This window comes from Ferrovibrio sp. (assembly GCF_964218355.1).
GTDB lineage: Bacteria > Pseudomonadota > Alphaproteobacteria > Ferrovibrionales > Ferrovibrionaceae > Ferrovibrio.
Genome location: NZ_CAXPMC010000021.1, coordinates 135635 through 152613, shown reverse-complemented (window position 1 = coordinate 152613; position 16979 = coordinate 135635). Strand labels below are relative to the sequence as shown.

Here is a 16979-nt window from a genome sequence, read left to right as displayed (position 1 = left end):
CGCGTATGACGGATGTCGCGCGTAAGGTACAGGACGACGGTAGAGGGCGGCTTGCCACTTTCGCGCTGGCCGTCGCCTTCGGGTTCGTCTTTATCTCGCGCGGGGTAGCAGATACCTGGATGGTATTCCTGCTGCCGATCGAGCAGGAATTCGGCGCTACGCGGCAGCAGACAGCAGGCGTCTATTCCACCTATATGCTCGTCTCCGGACTGAGCGCGCCGCTCGCCGGTCTTCTGTTGCGCCGCCTTGGCGCCCGTGTCTGCTATGCGCTCGGGGTTGCATTGATTGCGTTCGCGATGTTGGGCGCGGCTCATGCCGACGGTATCGTCGCTCTGTATCTCTGCATCGGCGTACTGGCCAGTATCGGTATTGCGGCGATCGGGATTGTGCCTGCCTCGGCCCTGATTGGCGGGTGGTTCCGCCAGCGCGTGTCGGTCGCTATGGGAGCGGTTTATGCCGGGCTCGGCACCGGCTCGCTCCTTCTGGTCCCGCTGGCGCAATGGTGGATCGAGTGGCAGGGCTGGCGCAGTACCTATGCCGTCATGGGCTGGACGGTCGCAGTGCTGATTGTGCTCACCTTATTGTTGCCCTGGCGGCGACTGGATCCTGCCGTACCCGCATTGAACGCAAGTTCTGGTGCATCCGGAGACGCGAATGCGAGCCCGAGTCTCACTCAGGCGTTCCGTCGTCCGGAATTCCTCGGGCTAATGGCGACATTCGGCCTGACCGGATTCAGCATGTATGTGGTGATCGTGCAGGTGGTGCCCTTCCTGGTGGAAAGTGGCTATGCGCCCCTGACGGCGGCGACGGCTTTCGGCCTTTCCGGCATGCTCTCTGTCGGCGGCGTGATCCTGTCCGGCTGGCTCTCCGACCGGTTCGGCCTGCGCCCGATCGCATTGCTGAGCTTCGCTTGCACCTACGCCGGCACCCTTTGCCTGTTGGGCCTGAGCTACGCGGTCTCGGAGTGGCTGCTAGCGGCCTATGTCGGCATCTTCGGCATTGCACAGGGCGCGCGCGGACCGATCATCGCAACGATGTCGAACCGCCTTTTCACCGGTCCCGCTGCGGCGGCCATTTATGGCGTGATCTATGCCACCAGCAATGTCGGCGCCGGCTTTGGCGCCTGGCTGTCGGGCTATCTGCACGACTTGTCGGGCAATTACCGGATCGCCCTGATCGTTGCCGCAACAGGCATTCTTCTTGCGGCCATGCCATTCACCTGGCAGACCGCTTTCCGCTCACCGACCCCGATCCGACTGCCGCCCGCATGACCATGGAGATTGCCTGATGTCCTCCGCCGTTGCAGTTCCGCGTCTGGCGGCTTCGCTCATCCTGCTACGTGACGGCGCTGATAGTACCGAAGTCATGATGGTGGAGCGGACCGGATCTGCGAGTTTTGCCGCGGGAAAATTCGTATTTCCGGGCGGCGCGGTGGATGCTGCGGATGCGACACTGGCAACGGGCAATGCAGCCGATGCGACGCTGCGGGTCACCGCCATCCGGGAAACTTATGAAGAATGCGGTCTGCTTCTGGCCGAACCCGAGCCCGAGGCGGTCGCGCCAGCAGCCGACTTCCAGACGCTGCTAAGAAAAGGGGGTTTTGCGCTGGCTACAGATCGCCTGGTGCCCTTTGCCCATTGGATAACACCGCCACATCTGCCGAAACGCTTCGATACTCATTTTTTCCTGGCGCGAGGTCCGTCGCGCCAAGCCGCTGCCGCGGACTTGCGCGAAGTCATGTCCGCGGCATGGCTCCGCCCTTCGGCGGTCGTTGCGGCCGCCGAGGCCTGCGAGCTCAACCTGATGTTCGCCACTTATATGAACCTGCGCTGGCTGGCACGCTACAATACTGTAACGGCCGCACTGGCGGCAGCACGGGAACGACCGATCGTTACCGTGGTTCCCGAACCATCCGATAGTCCCGAAGGCCGGCTGTTCCGGATCCCGGAAGCGGCCGCGTACGGCGAAACGGCCGTGCTGGAAAACCGATTCCGCCGGGCCTGAGTTCCTCACGCAACTGGTCATGGTTGACAGCGCGGAGGTGCGGGTCCTTCATTCCACCGCGTGCTCGCCGGGGCCGCTTGTCTCCAGGATCTCCTCTTCAGCGCGCTGCCAGATTTCGTAGGAAATCGGATTCTCGCTCTCCTCGAGGATATGGCCCACAAGCCCGATCGCGCGTGCCATCACGCCAAAGCCGCGCACGATCTTCCATGGGAAGCCGAACTCGCAGCAGATCGCTCCGATCGCGCCGGTGGCGTTGATCGGCAGCATCTTGCCCGACGCCTTTTCCGCGGCAGCTTGGATCTTCTGGATCAGCGCGACATATTCGCCCGACTTACCGTTCTCCGCCGCAATCTGGAAAAGCCGCGGCGCGCGGGGGTCTACCGGCTTGTGTACCGGATGGCCCAGCCCCGGCACAATTGTCCTGCGGCGGCGGAACGTCTCGACCGTTTTGGCGGCAATGGCGTCGAGATCGGCACCGGTGCCCAGTTTGTCCTCCGGCAACGCCTCGTACAGCATCTTTGAAGCGCCTTCCATCGAGCCGACGAATACCGTGCCCAGCCCGCAGAGCCCAGCCGCGACGGCGGCCTGGAGCGATTCCGGCGCACCCATATAGGTCATGCGCGCGGCCAAGGCAGACGGCGTGATACCATGTTCGACCAGCGTGATGACGAGGGCGTTGAACACCTGGCTTTCCTGGGGCGTGGCCCTGCGGCCCGTCAACTGCAGGAACGCCAGATCGCCGAGATTCATGTGCCCCAGAATCTCGTTCGTCAGGTCCAGTCCGCGCACGCTGATCTTGTCGGGTTTGCTCCAGGCAATGGCGGAGGTGATTTTGTCCTTGCGTCTGGCCATCAGACGGGATCCCAGGAAAAGACGTCCGCCGAAACTTCCAGCGGCGTGAAATGCGATTTGAGCGCGGGAACGGCATGCACGGCGATTGTGTCGGGGGTCCAACCGTCGCCGGAATGCACCGAACGCACCGGCCGCGGCTGGCTCATCAGAAAGACTTCATTCATCCGAACGGCGAAAATCTGGCCCGAGACATCTGCAGCCTCATCGCTCATCAGATAGCAAGCCATAGGCGCGACCTTGGCGGGTGTCATCTTCTTGATCTTTTCGACCCGCGCCTCCTGCTCCGGCGTGTCGGTCTTGATCGACGAAATCATCCGGCTCCAGGCGAAGGGCGCGATGCAGTTGGACCGCACGTTCCAGCGTCTGAGGTCCAGTGCGACGGCTCTCGAAAAAGCCGCGATTCCAAGTTTCGCCGCCGAATAGTTGGCCTGTGCGTAATTGCCGATCAGGCCCGAGGTCGAAGTCATGTGCACCAATGCGCCGCTTTGCTGCTCGCGGAAATAATCAGCTGCAGCGCGGCTGGTGTTGAAGGCGCCATAAAGATGTACCTTCACCACCGCGTCGAAGTCGTCGTATGTCATCTTGTGAAAGAAGCCATCGCGCAGGATCCCGGCATTGTTCACTACGGCGTCGATGCGGCCAAACTCCTTTACGGCGGCCTCGACCATGGCTCGGGCGGCGTCCGGGTCGGTTACGCTGCCGCCATCGGCGATGGCGTTGCCGCCGGCAGCCTTGATCTCGTTCACGACGGCCTGCGCAGCGGTGATAGTTTGCCCGACGCCCTTGAGCGTCGCGCCCAAATCATTGACCACGACCGCCGCTCCTTCGGCTGCCGCCATAAGTGCGACCTCGCGGCCGATCCCGCCACCTGCGCCGGTGACCAGCACGACCTTTCCGTTCAGTATTTTTCCCATATCGGTCCTCCTCATTTCGCTAGGCGAAACTTGTCGAGGCTGCCGGAATGCATCACCCGGCCCATCAGAGGTGCGCCGATGATCTCTTCCGCCTTCGCCGCAGCGGCGATCAGCTTTTCAAGGTCGATGCCCGTCTCGATACCCAGCTCGTGACACAGAAGCACCGCGTCTTCGGTGCAGACATTGCCCGCTGCGCGGGCATGGCCGTGGCCCGCGAAGGGGCAGCCGCCCAGACCCGCCACCGAGGTTTCGAACATGTCCACCCCCATCGACAGTGCCGCATGGATATTGGCGATGCCCAGCCCGCGTGTGTCGTGGAGATGCATTCCGATGCGCGCCCCGGGCGCCAGCTCACGCAGGGCGCCGATCATGCGCTTGACCGCTTCGGGGTTGCCCCAGCCCATCGTGTCGGCGATCACAAGGATAGGTACCGGAATTTCCTCTTCTTCGCAAAGTCGGAGGACAAAGCGGAAGTCGTCCAGAACTTGCTCCTGCGGGATCGGCCCCTGAAGATTGCAGCCGAACGCGGTCATCACATAGGCGGCATCGACGGTGTATCCCGTTTCCTTGTAGAGTCGCACCCATTCGCGCTGCCGCTCGCGCATATCCGCTGAGGAACAGTTATTGTTGGACTGCGCGAACGCTTCGGAGGGATAGAAAAGAAGCCGCGGGTCAATATCGACCCGATGCGCAGATAACGCCTTGCGGAACCCTTTCTCGTTCAGCCAGAGTGCGGTGTATTTCACACTTGGCTTGCGCTTGATGCGCTGGAACAGTTCGCCCGTGTCGGCCATCTGCGGCACGTATCTGGGGCTCACGAAGCTGCCCACCTGGATCCGCTTCAGCCCCGTTTCGCTGAGCATGTCGATCAGTTCAACCCGTTGCTCGATGGGGTACATCTTGGTTTCGATCTGAAAACCCTCGCGCGGGCCTTCTTCACGAAATTCTACAAACTTTGGAAAGTCGGTCATGCCTGCTCCTTTTCGGGTGGTATGATCTCGGCGATCATCTGGCCGCGATTCACCATCATGCCCTTTGAGACCGCAACCTTCGCGGCGATGCCGGGGGCAGACGCCCTGATGGAAATCTCGAGCTTCATCGACTCCAGGACCGCTAATACATCGCCTTCGGCGATCGCATCGCCTTCGGATACTTTGATGTCGACGATCATCCCGGTTAGCGGCGAGGCAACGGTCCGCTCGGCAGCGCTGTCTGCGCCTGCCGAGGCCAAGGGTAGTGCCGGCCGGTAGACCAGTCGGCCCGGCGCCGCGTCGATCTCGATCCCCCCGGCGTGGAGGCGCGCCGTTACCACGTTTACCATTCCACCCTGCGCCACGCGCCATCGACCCGGCGCGATCTCACGGCAGGAGAAGGTGAGGGCGGCTCCGTCAATTCCGTAGACTGTGTAGATGTCGCCGGAGCGGACTGGGCTCACGCAGAGCTCCCCAGAGCTTCCCGCTGCGTCGGTCAGCATGACCCGCTGGCCCGCCTCCATCATTCCGCCGCCAAGGCCGAGCCGCCAGTTTGTGAACACGTCGCGGTTCGACCATGGTTCGGCGGCGCCATCTGAGCGTTCACGAACGACGAAAAGCACGGCAGCCACGGCTTTCCAAAGCCGGGTATCCGGGACTTGCATGGGCGCAGTTAGATCGTTCAGCCGCTCGTCGATCCAGCGGGTGTGGACGTTCATTTTCTCGAAATCGGTGTTGCGGGCCAGCGCGGCCAGGAAGGCGCGATTGGTCTCGACACCTTCGACAGCGACATGATCCAGCGCCTGCGCGAGCCGCGCCAGTGCTGTCTCGCGGTCGGGCGCATGGACGATCAGCTTCGCGATCATGGGATCGTAGTAGGGAGTGACGGTATCGCCGGCCTCGACCCCGCTGTCGATGCGGAGACCGTCGGGCAGGCTGAGCGTGGTCAATCTGCCGGTGGACGGGGCGAACTGCATCGCCGGATCCTCGGCATAGAGCCGCGCCTCGACGGCGTGGCCGTCGACCTTCAGCTCGTCCTGGCTGAGTCCCAGGCCGAGGCCCTCGGCGATACGCAGATGCAGAGCCACGAGGTCGAGTCCCGTGACTGCCTCGGTGACAGGATGTTCGACCTGGATGCGCGGGTTCACCTCGAGGAAGAAGTACTCCTTTCCCACCACGAGGAACTCCACTGTGCCGAGCCCCCGGTAGTCGAGTGTCTCGCCAAGGCGCACCGCGTCACGGGTGATCGCGTCGAGAAGCGCGCGGGGCAGGCCCCAGGCGGGCGCCTCCTCGATCACCTTCTGATGGCGGCGCTGGAGCGTGCAGTCGCGCTCGAACAGATGCACTACATGGCCCTTGCCGTCACCGGCAATCTGCACCTCCACGTGACGGGCCTCGGACAGGAAGCGTTCCAGCAGGAGACCTTCCGAGCCGAAGGTCGACTTCGCCTCACGCATCGCCCCCTCGATGTCGGCGGCCAGGGTCTTCTCGTCAACTACGAGCCGCTGCCCGCGTCCGCCGCCGCCGCCCACTGCCTTCAGCAGCACGGGCAGCCCCATCCGGCGCACTTCGGCGGCGATTTTGTCGGGATCGGACAGGGTGCCTGCGGCCCCCGAAATCACCGGCAGACCGGCGGCGATGGCCGCCTCCTTGGCGGTGGCTTTGTCGCCGAAGCGTTCCAGGGTTTCCGGCGTCGGCCCCATGAAGATCATGCCGGCGGCCTCGACCGCGCGCGCGAATTCGGGGTTCTCGGCGAGGAAGCCGTAGCCGGGATGGATGGCGTCGGCCCCAGCGTCCTTCGCCGCGGCCAGCACTGCGTCAATGCGCAGGTAGCTTTCCGGGGCAGGCCCGCCGCCGATCCAGATCGAGTGGGCGATCTCGCGTACGTGGAGCGAATTGGCATCGGCCTCGGAATGGACTCCGACGGGTATGATGCCGCAGCTCCTCGCCGTGCGGGCGATCCGGCAAGCGATTTCGCCGCGGTTGGCGATAAGAAGCGTCTTGATCTTCACTGCAGCCGCCTCACATCCTGAACACGCCAAAGTGGGTTTCGGCTCTCGGCCGCCGCGAGGTGATGTCGAGCAGCAGCGCCAGGACTTCGCGCGTTTCGCAGGGCTCGATCACGCCGTCAACCCAGAGATTCGAGGCGAAGTTATAGGCGCCCTGAAAATCCTCATATTCCTTGCGGATAGGCGCCTTGAAGGCTTCTTCCTCCTCCTTTGTCCATGCCTTGCCCTCGCGCCCGTTGATCTGGGCACGCACCTGGGCCAGCACGCTGGCGGCCTGTTCCGGCCCCATGATGGCCGCGCGGCCCGTGGGCCAGGCAAACATCGCATCAGGTTGAAAAGGGCGGCCTAGCATGGCCAGATATCCGGCTCCGTACGAACCCCCTGTAATGATGGTGAATTTCGGCACGCGAGCGGAGGACATGGCGGTGATCATCTTGGCGCCCGCCTTGGCGATTCCCATCTGCTCGACCTCGCGGCCCACCATGAAGCCATTGACGTCGGCCAGAAACAGCAGCGGGATGTCGCGCTGCACGCAAAGATTGATGAAATGCGTGGCCTTCAGCGCCGCTTCCACGAACAGCACGCCGGTATTGGCAAGAATCCCCACCTCATGCCCGTGAATGCGGCCCCAACCGGTCATCAGAGTGTCGCCGTAGAGCGGCTTGAACTCATGGAACTGGCTGTCGTCCACCAGCCGCGCGACGATTTCGCGGTTCTCAGTGGGTACCTTGGGGTTACGGCTTACGATGCCGTAAATCTCTTCCACGGGGTAGGCCGGGGGGCGCGGCGGGGCCGGGCTCTTGCGCGGGAAGGGCTTCTCGCCCAGATGCTTGACGATCTCTCGCGTGATGGCGAGCGCATGGGCGTCATCCTCGGCCAGATGGTCGGTTACACCCGAGACCGAGCAGTGCATCTTGGCGCCGCCAAGGATCTCGTTATCGACCTTCTCGCCAGTGGCGGCGAAGGTGAGTTCCGGCCCACCAAGATACATGAAGCCCTGGCCGCGCACGATGACCACCTCGTCGCAAAGCGCCGGAATATAGGCACCGCCAGCGGTGCAGGGGCCCATGACCACGGCGATCTGCGGTACGCCGTCGCCTGACATCCCAACTTGATTGTGAAATATCGAGCCGAACTGGCCTTCGTCGGGGAAGATGTTTTCCTGATCAGGCAGAAACGCGCCGCCGGAATCGACCAGCGTCACGACAGGCAGGCGATTGGCCCAGGCGACCCGCTGGGCGCGCACGTGCTTTCGACAGGTCATGCCGAAGTAGGTGCCGCCCTTCACGGTAGCGTCGTTGGCGATGATCATGCAGTGACGGCCCTCGATCACCCCGATGCCGGTGATGATGCCCGCGCCGGGCGGTACGCCCTCATACCTGTCGAGGCCGGCCAGTTCGCCGAGTTCCAGGAACGGCATGCCAGGGTCGACCAGCCGCTCAACTCGTTCGCGTGGCAGGATCTTGCCCTTCTTCACATGGCGTTCCTGCGCGCTTTCCGGTCCGCCGACACGCTGGGTGCGCCGCAGTGCGTACAACTCGGCCACCTTGGCGCGATAATGCGTTTCGTTCGCCCGAAAGTCTTCCGATCCGGGGTCGAGCAGGGATTTCAGCTTTGTCATGGCAGGTTGGGGAATTTTCTCAAAACGAAGGCTATCTTGGCCGCTCCTGGCTTTTCGAAGGTGTCGGGATCGACGATCCTGACATCGGCCTTGAACACCAAAGCGTCGCGCAGGCGCTGCTCAATCTTTTTCTTCAGAGTCGGATCGGCCTCGGGCTTGAGGGCGGGTCCGCGCTCGACAATGATTTTCAGCGCCTCCTGCGTGGTGTGACCCTCAAAGTCAGCCACCACACGCATCACGCCATTCGTTTCTGGCACCATCTCGTTGACGATGCTGTGAATTGCCGAGGGGAATACGTTGGCACCGCGCACGATCAGCATGTCATCGGTGCGCCCTGTACAACGGATCTTGGGACCCGTCCGGCCGCAGGGGCAGGTCGTGCCCAGGACCTCGATGAAATCGCCAGAGCGGAAGCGCACTAGCGGGCTCGCCCGGCGACCGAGGGCGGTGTAGATCATCTCGCCCTTGGCGCCCTCCTCCCAAGGGATGATCTTGCCGGTATCAGGGTCGAGCAACTCGGTGATGATATAATCCATGCTGACCATGTGCATGCCAGACTGCCGGTCACATTCGGCCCAGTACGTAACACCCAGGTCGGTACCGCCCAGCATCTCGGTGCACTTGGCGCCCCAGAGTTTTTCGATCTTGTCGCGGATCGCCGGAATGCCGCCCCCCGGCTCGCCGCCGACGATGGCTCGTTCCACTCCCAGTCTGCTCGCTGGGACGCCCAGTACCTCTTCGGCCTTCTCCGCCAGGTGGATCACGAAATTCGGCGCCCCGACGACGCAGCGCGGGCGGACGTCGGCGCAGGCGCGAAGGAGCCGGTCAGCACCGCCATCGGCGCCCACCGGCACGTCGATGGCGCCCATATACTGAAGCCCCTGCATCACTGGAACACCACCGACAAAGCCTTTGGCCAGCGAAAAAGCATGAAGTACCATATCGCCGGGCCGCACGCCGTTGGCGAAGAAGCAGCGTGCGCTCATCTCGTGCCACATCTCGGCGTCGGATTCTGTCAGCGCCACATAAGACGGGTTGCCGGTTGTGCCCGATGAAGCCTGCATCTGGATGATGTCTTCCATCGGGGCGGCGCGGTGGCGGCCGAAAGGCGGCTCGGCCGACAGGCTTTCGCGGATTTCGGTCTTATAGGTGAAGGGGAGCCTTTGCAGATCCTCGATGGTGCGAATATCATCGAAACCGATGCCGGCCGCCGCGAATTTGTCCCGATAAAATGGCGAGTTGGCCCTGAGATAGGCCATTTGCTCGACCAGCCGCTCCTCCTGGATTCGGCGCACCCCGTCGAGCGGCATGCCCTCTACCTCGTGCCAGAACCGGTCGTTCGCCTTTGCGCTGGCACAGGCCCGCCGAAAGCGCATTCCGTATTGCATACTCTCCTCCCAGGGCACTTTCGGTCAGTAAGACCGGGGCAGGCCCATCACCTTCTCGCCGATGAAGCTGAGGCACAGTTCACGATTCACCGGCGCGGTGCGCAGCAGACGGACCAGCGGATAAAGCTCGTAGAGCCCGGTGTCTTCCGTGAAACCCGACCCGCCATGCGCCTGAAGGGCGGCGTCCACGGCCTCGATTCCGGCCTCGGCGGCGGCGTATTTCGCCATGTTCGACGATGCGCCGGCCGGAAGTTTGTTGTCGAATTCCCAGGCCGCGCGGCGGGCCATCAGGCTCGCCATCTCCACGGCCGTATGGGCCTTGGCCATCGGGTGCTGCACGCCCTGATGCGCGCCGATCGGCTGGCCGAATACGTTGCGCTCGCAAGCATAGGCCACTGCCTTCCGTAAGGCGAACCGGCCGATGCCGCAGCAAAGAGCCGCCAGAATGATCCGCTCGGGATTGAGTGAATCGAACAGGATCGAGAAGCCGTCGTCCACATCGCCCACGACGTCCTCGGGACCGAGGTCCACCTCGTCGAAGAACAGGGTCCACTGTTCTTCCGGGAGTGGGATCGAGACCTTCACCCGCTGCATCTCTACGCCCTTCGCCTTCAGGTTCACCGCGAAAAGCGTGAAGCCGTCGGTCTTGCGCGTGACCTCGGTGTGCGGCTTGGTGCGCGCCACAACCAGGCAGTAGTCGGAGACGTCGGCGCCGGTGATAAAGGTCTTTTCCCCTGAAAGGCGGAAGCGGTTGCCATTGCGCCTGGCGAGCGTCGTGGCCTTTATCGTGTTCGAGCCTGCACCTGGTTCGGTGATCGCGAAACAGAACTGGATTTCGCCCCGGCAGGCGGCCGGTAAGAGCTCCTTGCGGTGGAACTCGGTCCCGTGGCTGGCGATATGGGCGAGCGACATGGTGGGGCCGACCACCATCATCAGGAGCGGGATGCCGTAGTTAGCCGTGCCCTCCATGAAGAGCGCCATCTCGGTCATGCCGAGACCGGCACCGCCATATTCCACGGGCACCATGATGCCGAGGAAGCCGTCATCGGCGATCTGCTGAAACATCTCGCGGGGAAAGGCATGGCGTCGGGCGTGATCCAGCCAATAGGCATTGTCGAATTTCTGCGCGAGCTGCGCCCCGTATTCGTAAATCTGGCGCTGCTCATCGTTAAGCGTGAAGTCCATTCCCGCACCTCTTGTCATGCTTTGAAGGCCGGCGCGCGCCGACCTTCAAAGGCATTCAGCCCTTCGGCCACGTCCTCGTTCGGCAGCGCACGCAAGGCAGCGTCACGCTCCAGCCGCATCTGCTGGTCGATGCCCATGTCGGTCCCCTCGCGTGCCAGGCGCTTCATCTCTGCAATGCCCGGGCGTGAGCGGCTGGCGATTTTCAGACAATAGTCCAACGCTGCCTGGCGCAGCTTTTCCTCCGGCACAATGTAGTTCACCAGTCCCGCCTCCCTCGCCTCATCCGCCTTCAGCCAGCGCGCCGAGAACATCAGATCGAGCGCCCGGCGCAGGCCAATAAGTCGGGTCAACCGCTGGCTGCCGCCCCAGCCGGGGATCAGCCCGAACTGCGCGTGCTGGTCCCCGAACTGAGCGCTTTCCGCAGCGAAACAGACATCGCAGGACAGCATCAGCTCGAGCCCGCCGGCCAGGCAAAGGCCCTGGACTGCGACGATCACGGGCAGCCGGCTCTGTTCCAGTTTGCGGAATGCATCCATGCCAAGGGCGAGGAAATGGTCCAGCATCTGCGCGTCGTATAACTTCCTTTTCACTTCAGTCAGATCAGCGCCGGTGCAGAAGTGCTTTCCCTGCGCGCAGATCAGAATCGAGCGAATATTGCGGTCGGCTTCAAACGTCTCGCGTGCCCTGGAAATGCATTCATGCACGTCCTGCGACAGGCAGTTGAACTTGTCGGGGCGGGCGAGCTCGATTATGCCGACGCTGCCTTCGACGCTGACATGTACGGGATCGCTCATTTCGCGCCCCCCTTCTTGTCGTATTGCAACGCCATGCGGCCGACTTTTTCCCGCGCAATAACGAGCTTCTGGATTTGTGCCGTTCCATCGCCGATCTGCAGACCCAGCACGTCGTTGTAGCGCTGATGGTAGGGCAGGTCGGCAGTATATCCGTAGTGACCGTGCAGGATGAGGCACTGATGGATGATTTCACAAGCGGCCTTCGGCACGTACCATTTGCACATGGCCGCTTCTTTGGTGTGCGGGAGGCCACGGTCGCGCAAATCGAGCGTGTAGTAGCAAAGCTGGCGCATCATGGTGAGTTGGGTTTCGGCTTCGGCCAGCGGAAAGCTGACACCCTGATATTGCGCCAGCGGCGCGCCGAAAGCTTCGCGTTCCTGCACATATGCCCAAGTTTCGTCCACGGAGGCCTGCGCCGCGCCCAGACATTGCAGCCCAATCAGCGCTCTGGAATAGTCGAAGCCTGCCATGATCGTGCCGAAGGCACGATCTTGCTCGGCCATGAGGCACTGCGAAGGGACGAAGACATCGTCAAAGAAGACCGACCCGCGCCCAACGGGCTTGGTGCCGATATCGTCGAAATGGGTTCTTTTGACGCCCTTTTCGTTCAGGTCCACAAAAAACGCACTGACCCCCCGCGAACCGCTCTCGGGATCACCCGTACGGGCAAAGACCACCGCCGCATCAGCCTGCGCAGCAAAGCTCATCGAGGTCTTCTCGCCATTCAGTCGCCAGCCGTTACCGGACTTGGTAGCCCTAAGTTGCAGGTTCGCCGCATCGGACCCGCCGCGCGGCTCGGTCAATCCCAGCCCGATCACCGCCGTACCCGCCGTGACACGGGACACCCAATACTTGGCGATTTCCGTGGAGGCGTGTTGCGCGACCATGCCGCCCATTAGCGATCCCAGAAGTTGAATGTAGCTGACATTGAAATCGGCCCGCGCGATTTCCTCGACGATCAACCCCGCGGTAACCGAGCTTTCGCCCAACCCGCCGAACTCCTGGGGCAGATCGGCACCGATCAGACCAAGCGCCCCCATCTCCGTGACCAGTGCGCGATCCATCACGTGCTCGGTGGCTCGCTTCTGATAACTCTGGGCGAGTTTCTCACGCGCGAAACGCTGTGCTGTCCGTCGAAACGCCTGTTGGTCATCTGTCGGTTGAAACTGCACGTGCGGCCTCCCGAGCCTGTAAATCTCGCTTTTCTTAAAACCTAACAGACGTTAGAATATCTGGCAAGATGTTAAAGGTGAGGAATGTGAATATGTCCAGCAGGAACGACAGGACGTTCGAGAAATTGCTGTCTCCGATCCGGGCAGGTGCCCACAACCTGCGAAACCGGGTCCTTATGGGCTCGATGCACACGCGGCTTGAAGGCGAACCCGACGGTATCGAAAGACAGCTCGCGTTCTATCGTGAACGCGCTCGGGGCGAAGCGGCGGTCATCGTAACTGGCGGCTTTGCGCCCAACGCCGAAGGCATGTTCGATCCGGAAGGTCCGCGGCTCGACGATCCGCGGCAGGCGCTGAGCCTCAAGCCGATTTGCGATGCAGTCCATCAAGAAGGGAGCTTGATTTGCGCGCAGATCTGCCACGCGGGGCGTTATGCTAAGTTCGAAGGTTGCGTGGCACCCTCGCCGATCCGGGCGCCGATCAACCGCTATTCCCCGCGCGAGATGACCGCTGCGGATATCCGACGGACCATAGACGATTTCGCAACTGCCGCGGCAAACGCGCAGGCTGCAGGTTTCGACGGGGTCGAGATCATGGGTTCGGAAGGTTATCTCATCAATGAATTCACCGTGACCCACACCAACAAACGTCAAGACGGCTGGGGCGGCAGCGCCGATAACCGGCACCGATTTCCTGTGGAAATCGTGCGCGCGGTGCGCGACCGCTGCGGACCGGAGTTTCTGGTAATATACCGAATCTCGGCAGCCGATCTTGTCGATAGCGGCGCGCCCGCAGAAGAGATTGCCATGCTCGCACGCAAGATCGAGATCGCCGGCGCAGATATCCTGAACACCGGAATTGGCTGGCATGAGGCGCGCGTGCCGACGATCGCTTATCCGGTGCCGCGTGGCGCCTGGCGGCAGGCGGCGGCGAACGTGAAGGCGGCGGTCTCAATCCCGGTAATAGCCTCGAACCGGATCAACACCCCTGAGGTCGCCGAGGACATCCTGGCCTCTGGAGATGCCGACATGGTCTCGATGGCGCGGCCCTTCCTCGCCGATCCTCATTTCGTGAGGAAGGTGCGCGAAGGTCGAGCCCATGAGATCAACACCTGCATCGCCTGCAATCAGGCATGCCTAGATTTCATCTTCTCGGATCGTCCGGTAAGCTGCCTGGTCAATCCGCGCGCCGGCCGCGAGGCGGAATTCCGTGACACGCCGAGCGAGACCCCAAAGAAATTGGCGATCGTCGGCGGCGGGGCGGCGGGTATGGCCACCGCGGCCGAGGCTGCGCGGCTTGGCCACGCGGTCACGCTTTTCGAGGCCGAGGACCGGCTAGGCGGACAGCTCCAACTGGCGCGTGCGGTCCCGGGCAAGCGCGAGTTCGACGAAACGTTACGTTATTACACTGCTCAGATGTGCAAGCACGGTGTCACCCTCCGGCTGGGCTGTCGCGCAACTGCGGACGATCTTGCCGGGTTTGATCATGTGGTGATCGCCACCGGCGTGACCCCTCGCATCCCGGGCGTTCCGGGCGTCGATCATGTCAAGGTCGCGACATATGCCGAGATCCTCTCCGGCGCACGGGAGGCAGGACAGACCGTGGCCATCATGGGCGCGGGCGGGATCGGCCATGACGTAGCCGAGTTCCTTGTTACCCAATCGGCTGAGGCCAACGAGAACGCAGCCTTTTTCGAAAGATGGGGTGTGGACGGACAGTTCAGGAAAGACGGCGCGCTGGCGGGCGATCCGCTGGCTGAGTTGCCTGCGAAGCGCAAAGTAGTGATGCTTCAACGCAAGACGAGCAAGCAGGGGCAGGGACTTGGAGTTTCGACCGGCTGGATCCTTCGGAACGCGTTGCGCAAACATGGAGTCGAGACCTTGGCAGGTGTGGTCTATGAGCGGATCGACGACAAAGGGCTCCATATTGTGTTGAACGGCGAGGTAAGGGTTGTCGCCGCGGACACGATTGTCCTCTGTACTGGACAGGAACCGGATCGGACGCTGTACGATATGCTGACGGCACGGGGAATTTCCGCCTCGATGGTCGGCGGTGCGGCTGAGGCGGCTGAACTCGATGCGCTGCGTGCCATTGATGAAGGGGTGCGGCTGGCCCAGTCTTTGTGAGAATCGGGATCGAACACCTGGGAGAAGCATCATGGTGCCGGAGGTGGACCGAGCGGGGCAGGCCGATGTCTATTCAATGTTTCGCACGAGAGCGCGCGTGCAAGAAGGGGCGCTTGCACTCGAGGACGGAGAAAAAAGGCTCAGCTACGGCACCCTTCTGGACCGTGTGGACCGTCTCGCGGCGGTGCTTCTGGCGCGGGGTGTGAGGCCGGGGGACCGGGTGGCGATCCTATCGCATAACCGCAGCGAGTATCTGGAGCTGCAACTGGCCGCTGCGGGAATCGGTGCCATTGTCGCCTGCCTGAACTGGAGACTGGCCGCACCTGAGCTGAAGCACTGCATCGACCTGGTCGAACCGGTTCTGGCCGTAGTAGAGCCTGAATTGCGCGCGGCCTTAGACGCTGTCTCGAACCTGCCGGTTCTGGAAATCGGTCCGGACTGGGAGACTGCACTGGCGGGAGCAGTGTCCGACCCGCGCATTGGCGCGCTGGTCAATGACGTTGAGTCGGGCCTGACCATTCTCTACACCTCCGGCACCACGGGGTTGCCCAAGGGCGCGCTCATCAGTCATCGCGCCCATATCGCGCGTTCCCTGGTCTTTGCGGCGCAACTCGGGCTCGAACCTGATGACGCCTTCATCGCCTGGGCGCCGATGTTCCATATGGCTTCGACCGACCATGCGCTCGCCACGGTCTTGCGGGGTGGCCCCGTGGTGATCGTAGACGGCCTGCAACTGGCCGTTATCAATGAGGGGCTGAGCCGCCATAAGGTCGGCTGGTTCGTTATGATGCCCGGTGCGATCGAGACCTTCATCGCAGAACGTCACGCCAATCCCCTGCCGATCAGAGGCGTCAGGGTCTGCGGCGCCATGGCCGATCTGGTGCCACCGCATCAGATTGCAGAACTCACGTCGCTGATCGGCGCGCCCTATCTCAACTCCTTCGGCGCGACCGAAACGGGGCTGCCGCCGGCCACCGCCGAGCTGATTCCGGTGGGCGCCGCACCGAAACGTCTCTCCAAGCGCGCCAGCGCCTTCTGCGAGGTGCGGCTCGTCGATCCGGAGGGGCGTGAGGTGGCGGAGGGAACGCCCGGAGAAATGGCCGTGCGCGGACCCACTCTGTTTTCCGGGTACTGGAATGCCGATGAGGCCAACGCCCACGACTTCCGCGGCGGCTTTTTCCACATGGGCGACGTTTTCCGCCGCAATGCGGACGGCACCATCGACTTCGTGGACCGCGCCAAATACCTCATCAAGTCGGGTGGGGAGAACGTCTATCCGGCCGAGATCGAGCGGGTACTGCTGACTCATCCGCAGGTAATCGACGCCGCCGTGGTGAAGGTCAAGGACCAGCGCTGGGGCGAACGCCCGGTGGCCTTCGTCGCACGGCACGCCGACGGCCCCGATGCCGACGAACTGATGCGGCTTTGCCGCGAGCAGCTGGCCGGCTATAAGCGACCGCGTGAGATCCGCTTCATCGCTTCTGGGGATTTCCCGCGCTCGACCAGCGGCAAAATTCAGCGACACGTCCTGGAAACCTGGATTGAGGCCGAGCCGAACTGATGCTTACTCCTGACGCTGACTGACGTGCGAACCTGGCTGACATGGCTACCCAACTCGATACGGCCCGGCTTCTCTGCCAGCGCGGGTCGCAGCTTCTTGGGCTTGGCGTTCGCTGCGACACTCAGACCTCGATGGCAAAGTGGTACGCCACCGGGATGGCTGTCGAGATCCAGTAATGCGGCGCAGATCCACGGCGGTAACGCGATCACCAAGGGATTCCCGGTGGAACTGCACTTCCGCAACGCCAAAGTCATGCCAATCCCGATGGCACCACCGAGATACAGACGTTGGTGATCGGACGTAACCTCACCGGTCTCGGTGCACTCTGACCGCCTGAAACAGGGCGGCTGCAGCTGGCCCGCAGTTTCCAGCGAGGCCCACG

14 protein-coding genes are annotated in these 16979 nt (G+C 62.7%); 5 read left to right on the top strand and 9 right to left on the bottom strand.

Going from position 1 to position 16979, the window contains the following annotated elements; genetic code table 11:
* Positions 1–5: 5 nt before the first annotated feature.
* Both ACEQZY_RS16080 and ACEQZY_RS16075 read left to right on the top strand, forming a co-directional pair.
* Positions 6–1271 (top strand): MFS transporter, encoded by a 1266-nt coding sequence (locus ACEQZY_RS16080; RefSeq protein WP_300300447.1) that lies wholly within the window; start codon positions 6–8, stop codon positions 1269–1271.
* A 16-nt stretch (positions 1272–1287) separates the two neighbouring features.
* A complete protein-coding gene (locus ACEQZY_RS16075) occupies positions 1288–2004 on the top strand; it encodes an NUDIX domain-containing protein (protein WP_300300444.1) in 717 nt (238 codons plus the stop codon).
* Positions 2005–2052: 48 nt separating this feature from the next.
* Here ACEQZY_RS16075 and ACEQZY_RS16070 read toward each other — a convergent pair whose 3' ends face one another.
* From ACEQZY_RS16070 to ACEQZY_RS16030, 9 genes are read right to left on the bottom strand one after another with little or no spacing between them, the layout of a single operon-like run.
* Positions 2053–2856, bottom strand: a complete 804-nt coding sequence (locus ACEQZY_RS16070; protein ID WP_300300442.1) for a citryl-CoA lyase — start codon at positions 2854–2856, stop codon at positions 2053–2055.
* Positions 2856–3770 (bottom strand): SDR family NAD(P)-dependent oxidoreductase, encoded by a 915-nt coding sequence (locus ACEQZY_RS16065; protein ID WP_300300440.1) that lies wholly within the window; start codon positions 3768–3770, stop codon positions 2856–2858. Before ACEQZY_RS16065 ends, ACEQZY_RS16070 begins: the two co-directional genes overlap by 1 nt.
* 11 nt (positions 3771–3781) lie before the next feature.
* On the bottom strand, positions 3782–4741 hold the full coding sequence (locus ACEQZY_RS16060) for a hydroxymethylglutaryl-CoA lyase (protein ID WP_300300439.1): 960 nt from the start codon (positions 4739–4741) through the stop codon (positions 3782–3784).
* Positions 4738–6753, bottom strand: a complete 2016-nt coding sequence (locus ACEQZY_RS16055; RefSeq protein ID WP_300300436.1) for a biotin carboxylase N-terminal domain-containing protein — start codon at positions 6751–6753, stop codon at positions 4738–4740. Before ACEQZY_RS16055 ends, ACEQZY_RS16060 begins: the two co-directional genes overlap by 4 nt.
* Positions 6754–6763: 10 nt before the next feature.
* The gene (locus tag ACEQZY_RS16050) at positions 6764–8371 is read right to left on the bottom strand and encodes an acyl-CoA carboxylase subunit beta (protein ID WP_300300434.1); all 1608 of its coding nucleotides are present in this window, start codon (positions 8369–8371) and stop codon (positions 6764–6766) included.
* Positions 8368–9759 carry a phenylacetate--CoA ligase family protein gene (locus tag ACEQZY_RS16045; protein ID WP_370155760.1) on the bottom strand — a complete coding sequence of 464 codons (1392 nt, stop codon included), beginning with the start codon at positions 9757–9759 and terminating at the stop codon, positions 8368–8370. Before ACEQZY_RS16045 ends, ACEQZY_RS16050 begins: the two co-directional genes overlap by 4 nt.
* Before the next feature lie 24 nt (positions 9760–9783).
* Positions 9784–10944 (bottom strand): acyl-CoA dehydrogenase family protein, encoded by a 1161-nt coding sequence (locus ACEQZY_RS16040; RefSeq protein WP_300295882.1) that lies wholly within the window; start codon positions 10942–10944, stop codon positions 9784–9786.
* Between the two features lie 14 nt (positions 10945–10958).
* Positions 10959–11738 carry an enoyl-CoA hydratase/isomerase family protein gene (locus ACEQZY_RS16035; RefSeq protein WP_370155758.1) on the bottom strand — a complete coding sequence of 260 codons (780 nt, stop codon included), beginning with the start codon at positions 11736–11738 and terminating at the stop codon, positions 10959–10961.
* Positions 11735–12910 (bottom strand): acyl-CoA dehydrogenase family protein, encoded by a 1176-nt coding sequence (locus ACEQZY_RS16030; protein WP_370155756.1) that lies wholly within the window; start codon positions 12908–12910, stop codon positions 11735–11737. Before ACEQZY_RS16030 ends, ACEQZY_RS16035 begins: the two co-directional genes overlap by 4 nt.
* Positions 12911–13002: 92 nt before the next feature.
* Here ACEQZY_RS16030 and ACEQZY_RS16025 point away from each other — a divergent pair, with 92 nt between their 5' ends.
* The 3 genes from ACEQZY_RS16025 to ACEQZY_RS16015 are packed head-to-tail and all read left to right on the top strand — an operon-like array spanning position 13003 to position 16773.
* The gene (locus tag ACEQZY_RS16025; protein ID WP_300295874.1) at positions 13003–15036 is read left to right on the top strand and encodes an FAD-dependent oxidoreductase; all 2034 of its coding nucleotides are present in this window, start codon (positions 13003–13005) and stop codon (positions 15034–15036) included.
* Between the two features lie 31 nt (positions 15037–15067).
* Positions 15068–16597: a class I adenylate-forming enzyme family protein gene (locus ACEQZY_RS16020; protein ID WP_300295872.1), complete on the top strand. Its 1530-nt coding sequence runs from the start codon at positions 15068–15070 to the stop codon at positions 16595–16597.
* A 32-nt stretch (positions 16598–16629) separates the two neighbouring features.
* Complete coding sequence (locus tag ACEQZY_RS16015; protein ID WP_367182951.1) at positions 16630–16773, top strand: acyl-CoA dehydrogenase family protein; 144 nt, start codon at positions 16630–16632, stop codon at positions 16771–16773.
* The last annotated feature ends 206 nt before the right edge of the window (positions 16774–16979 follow it).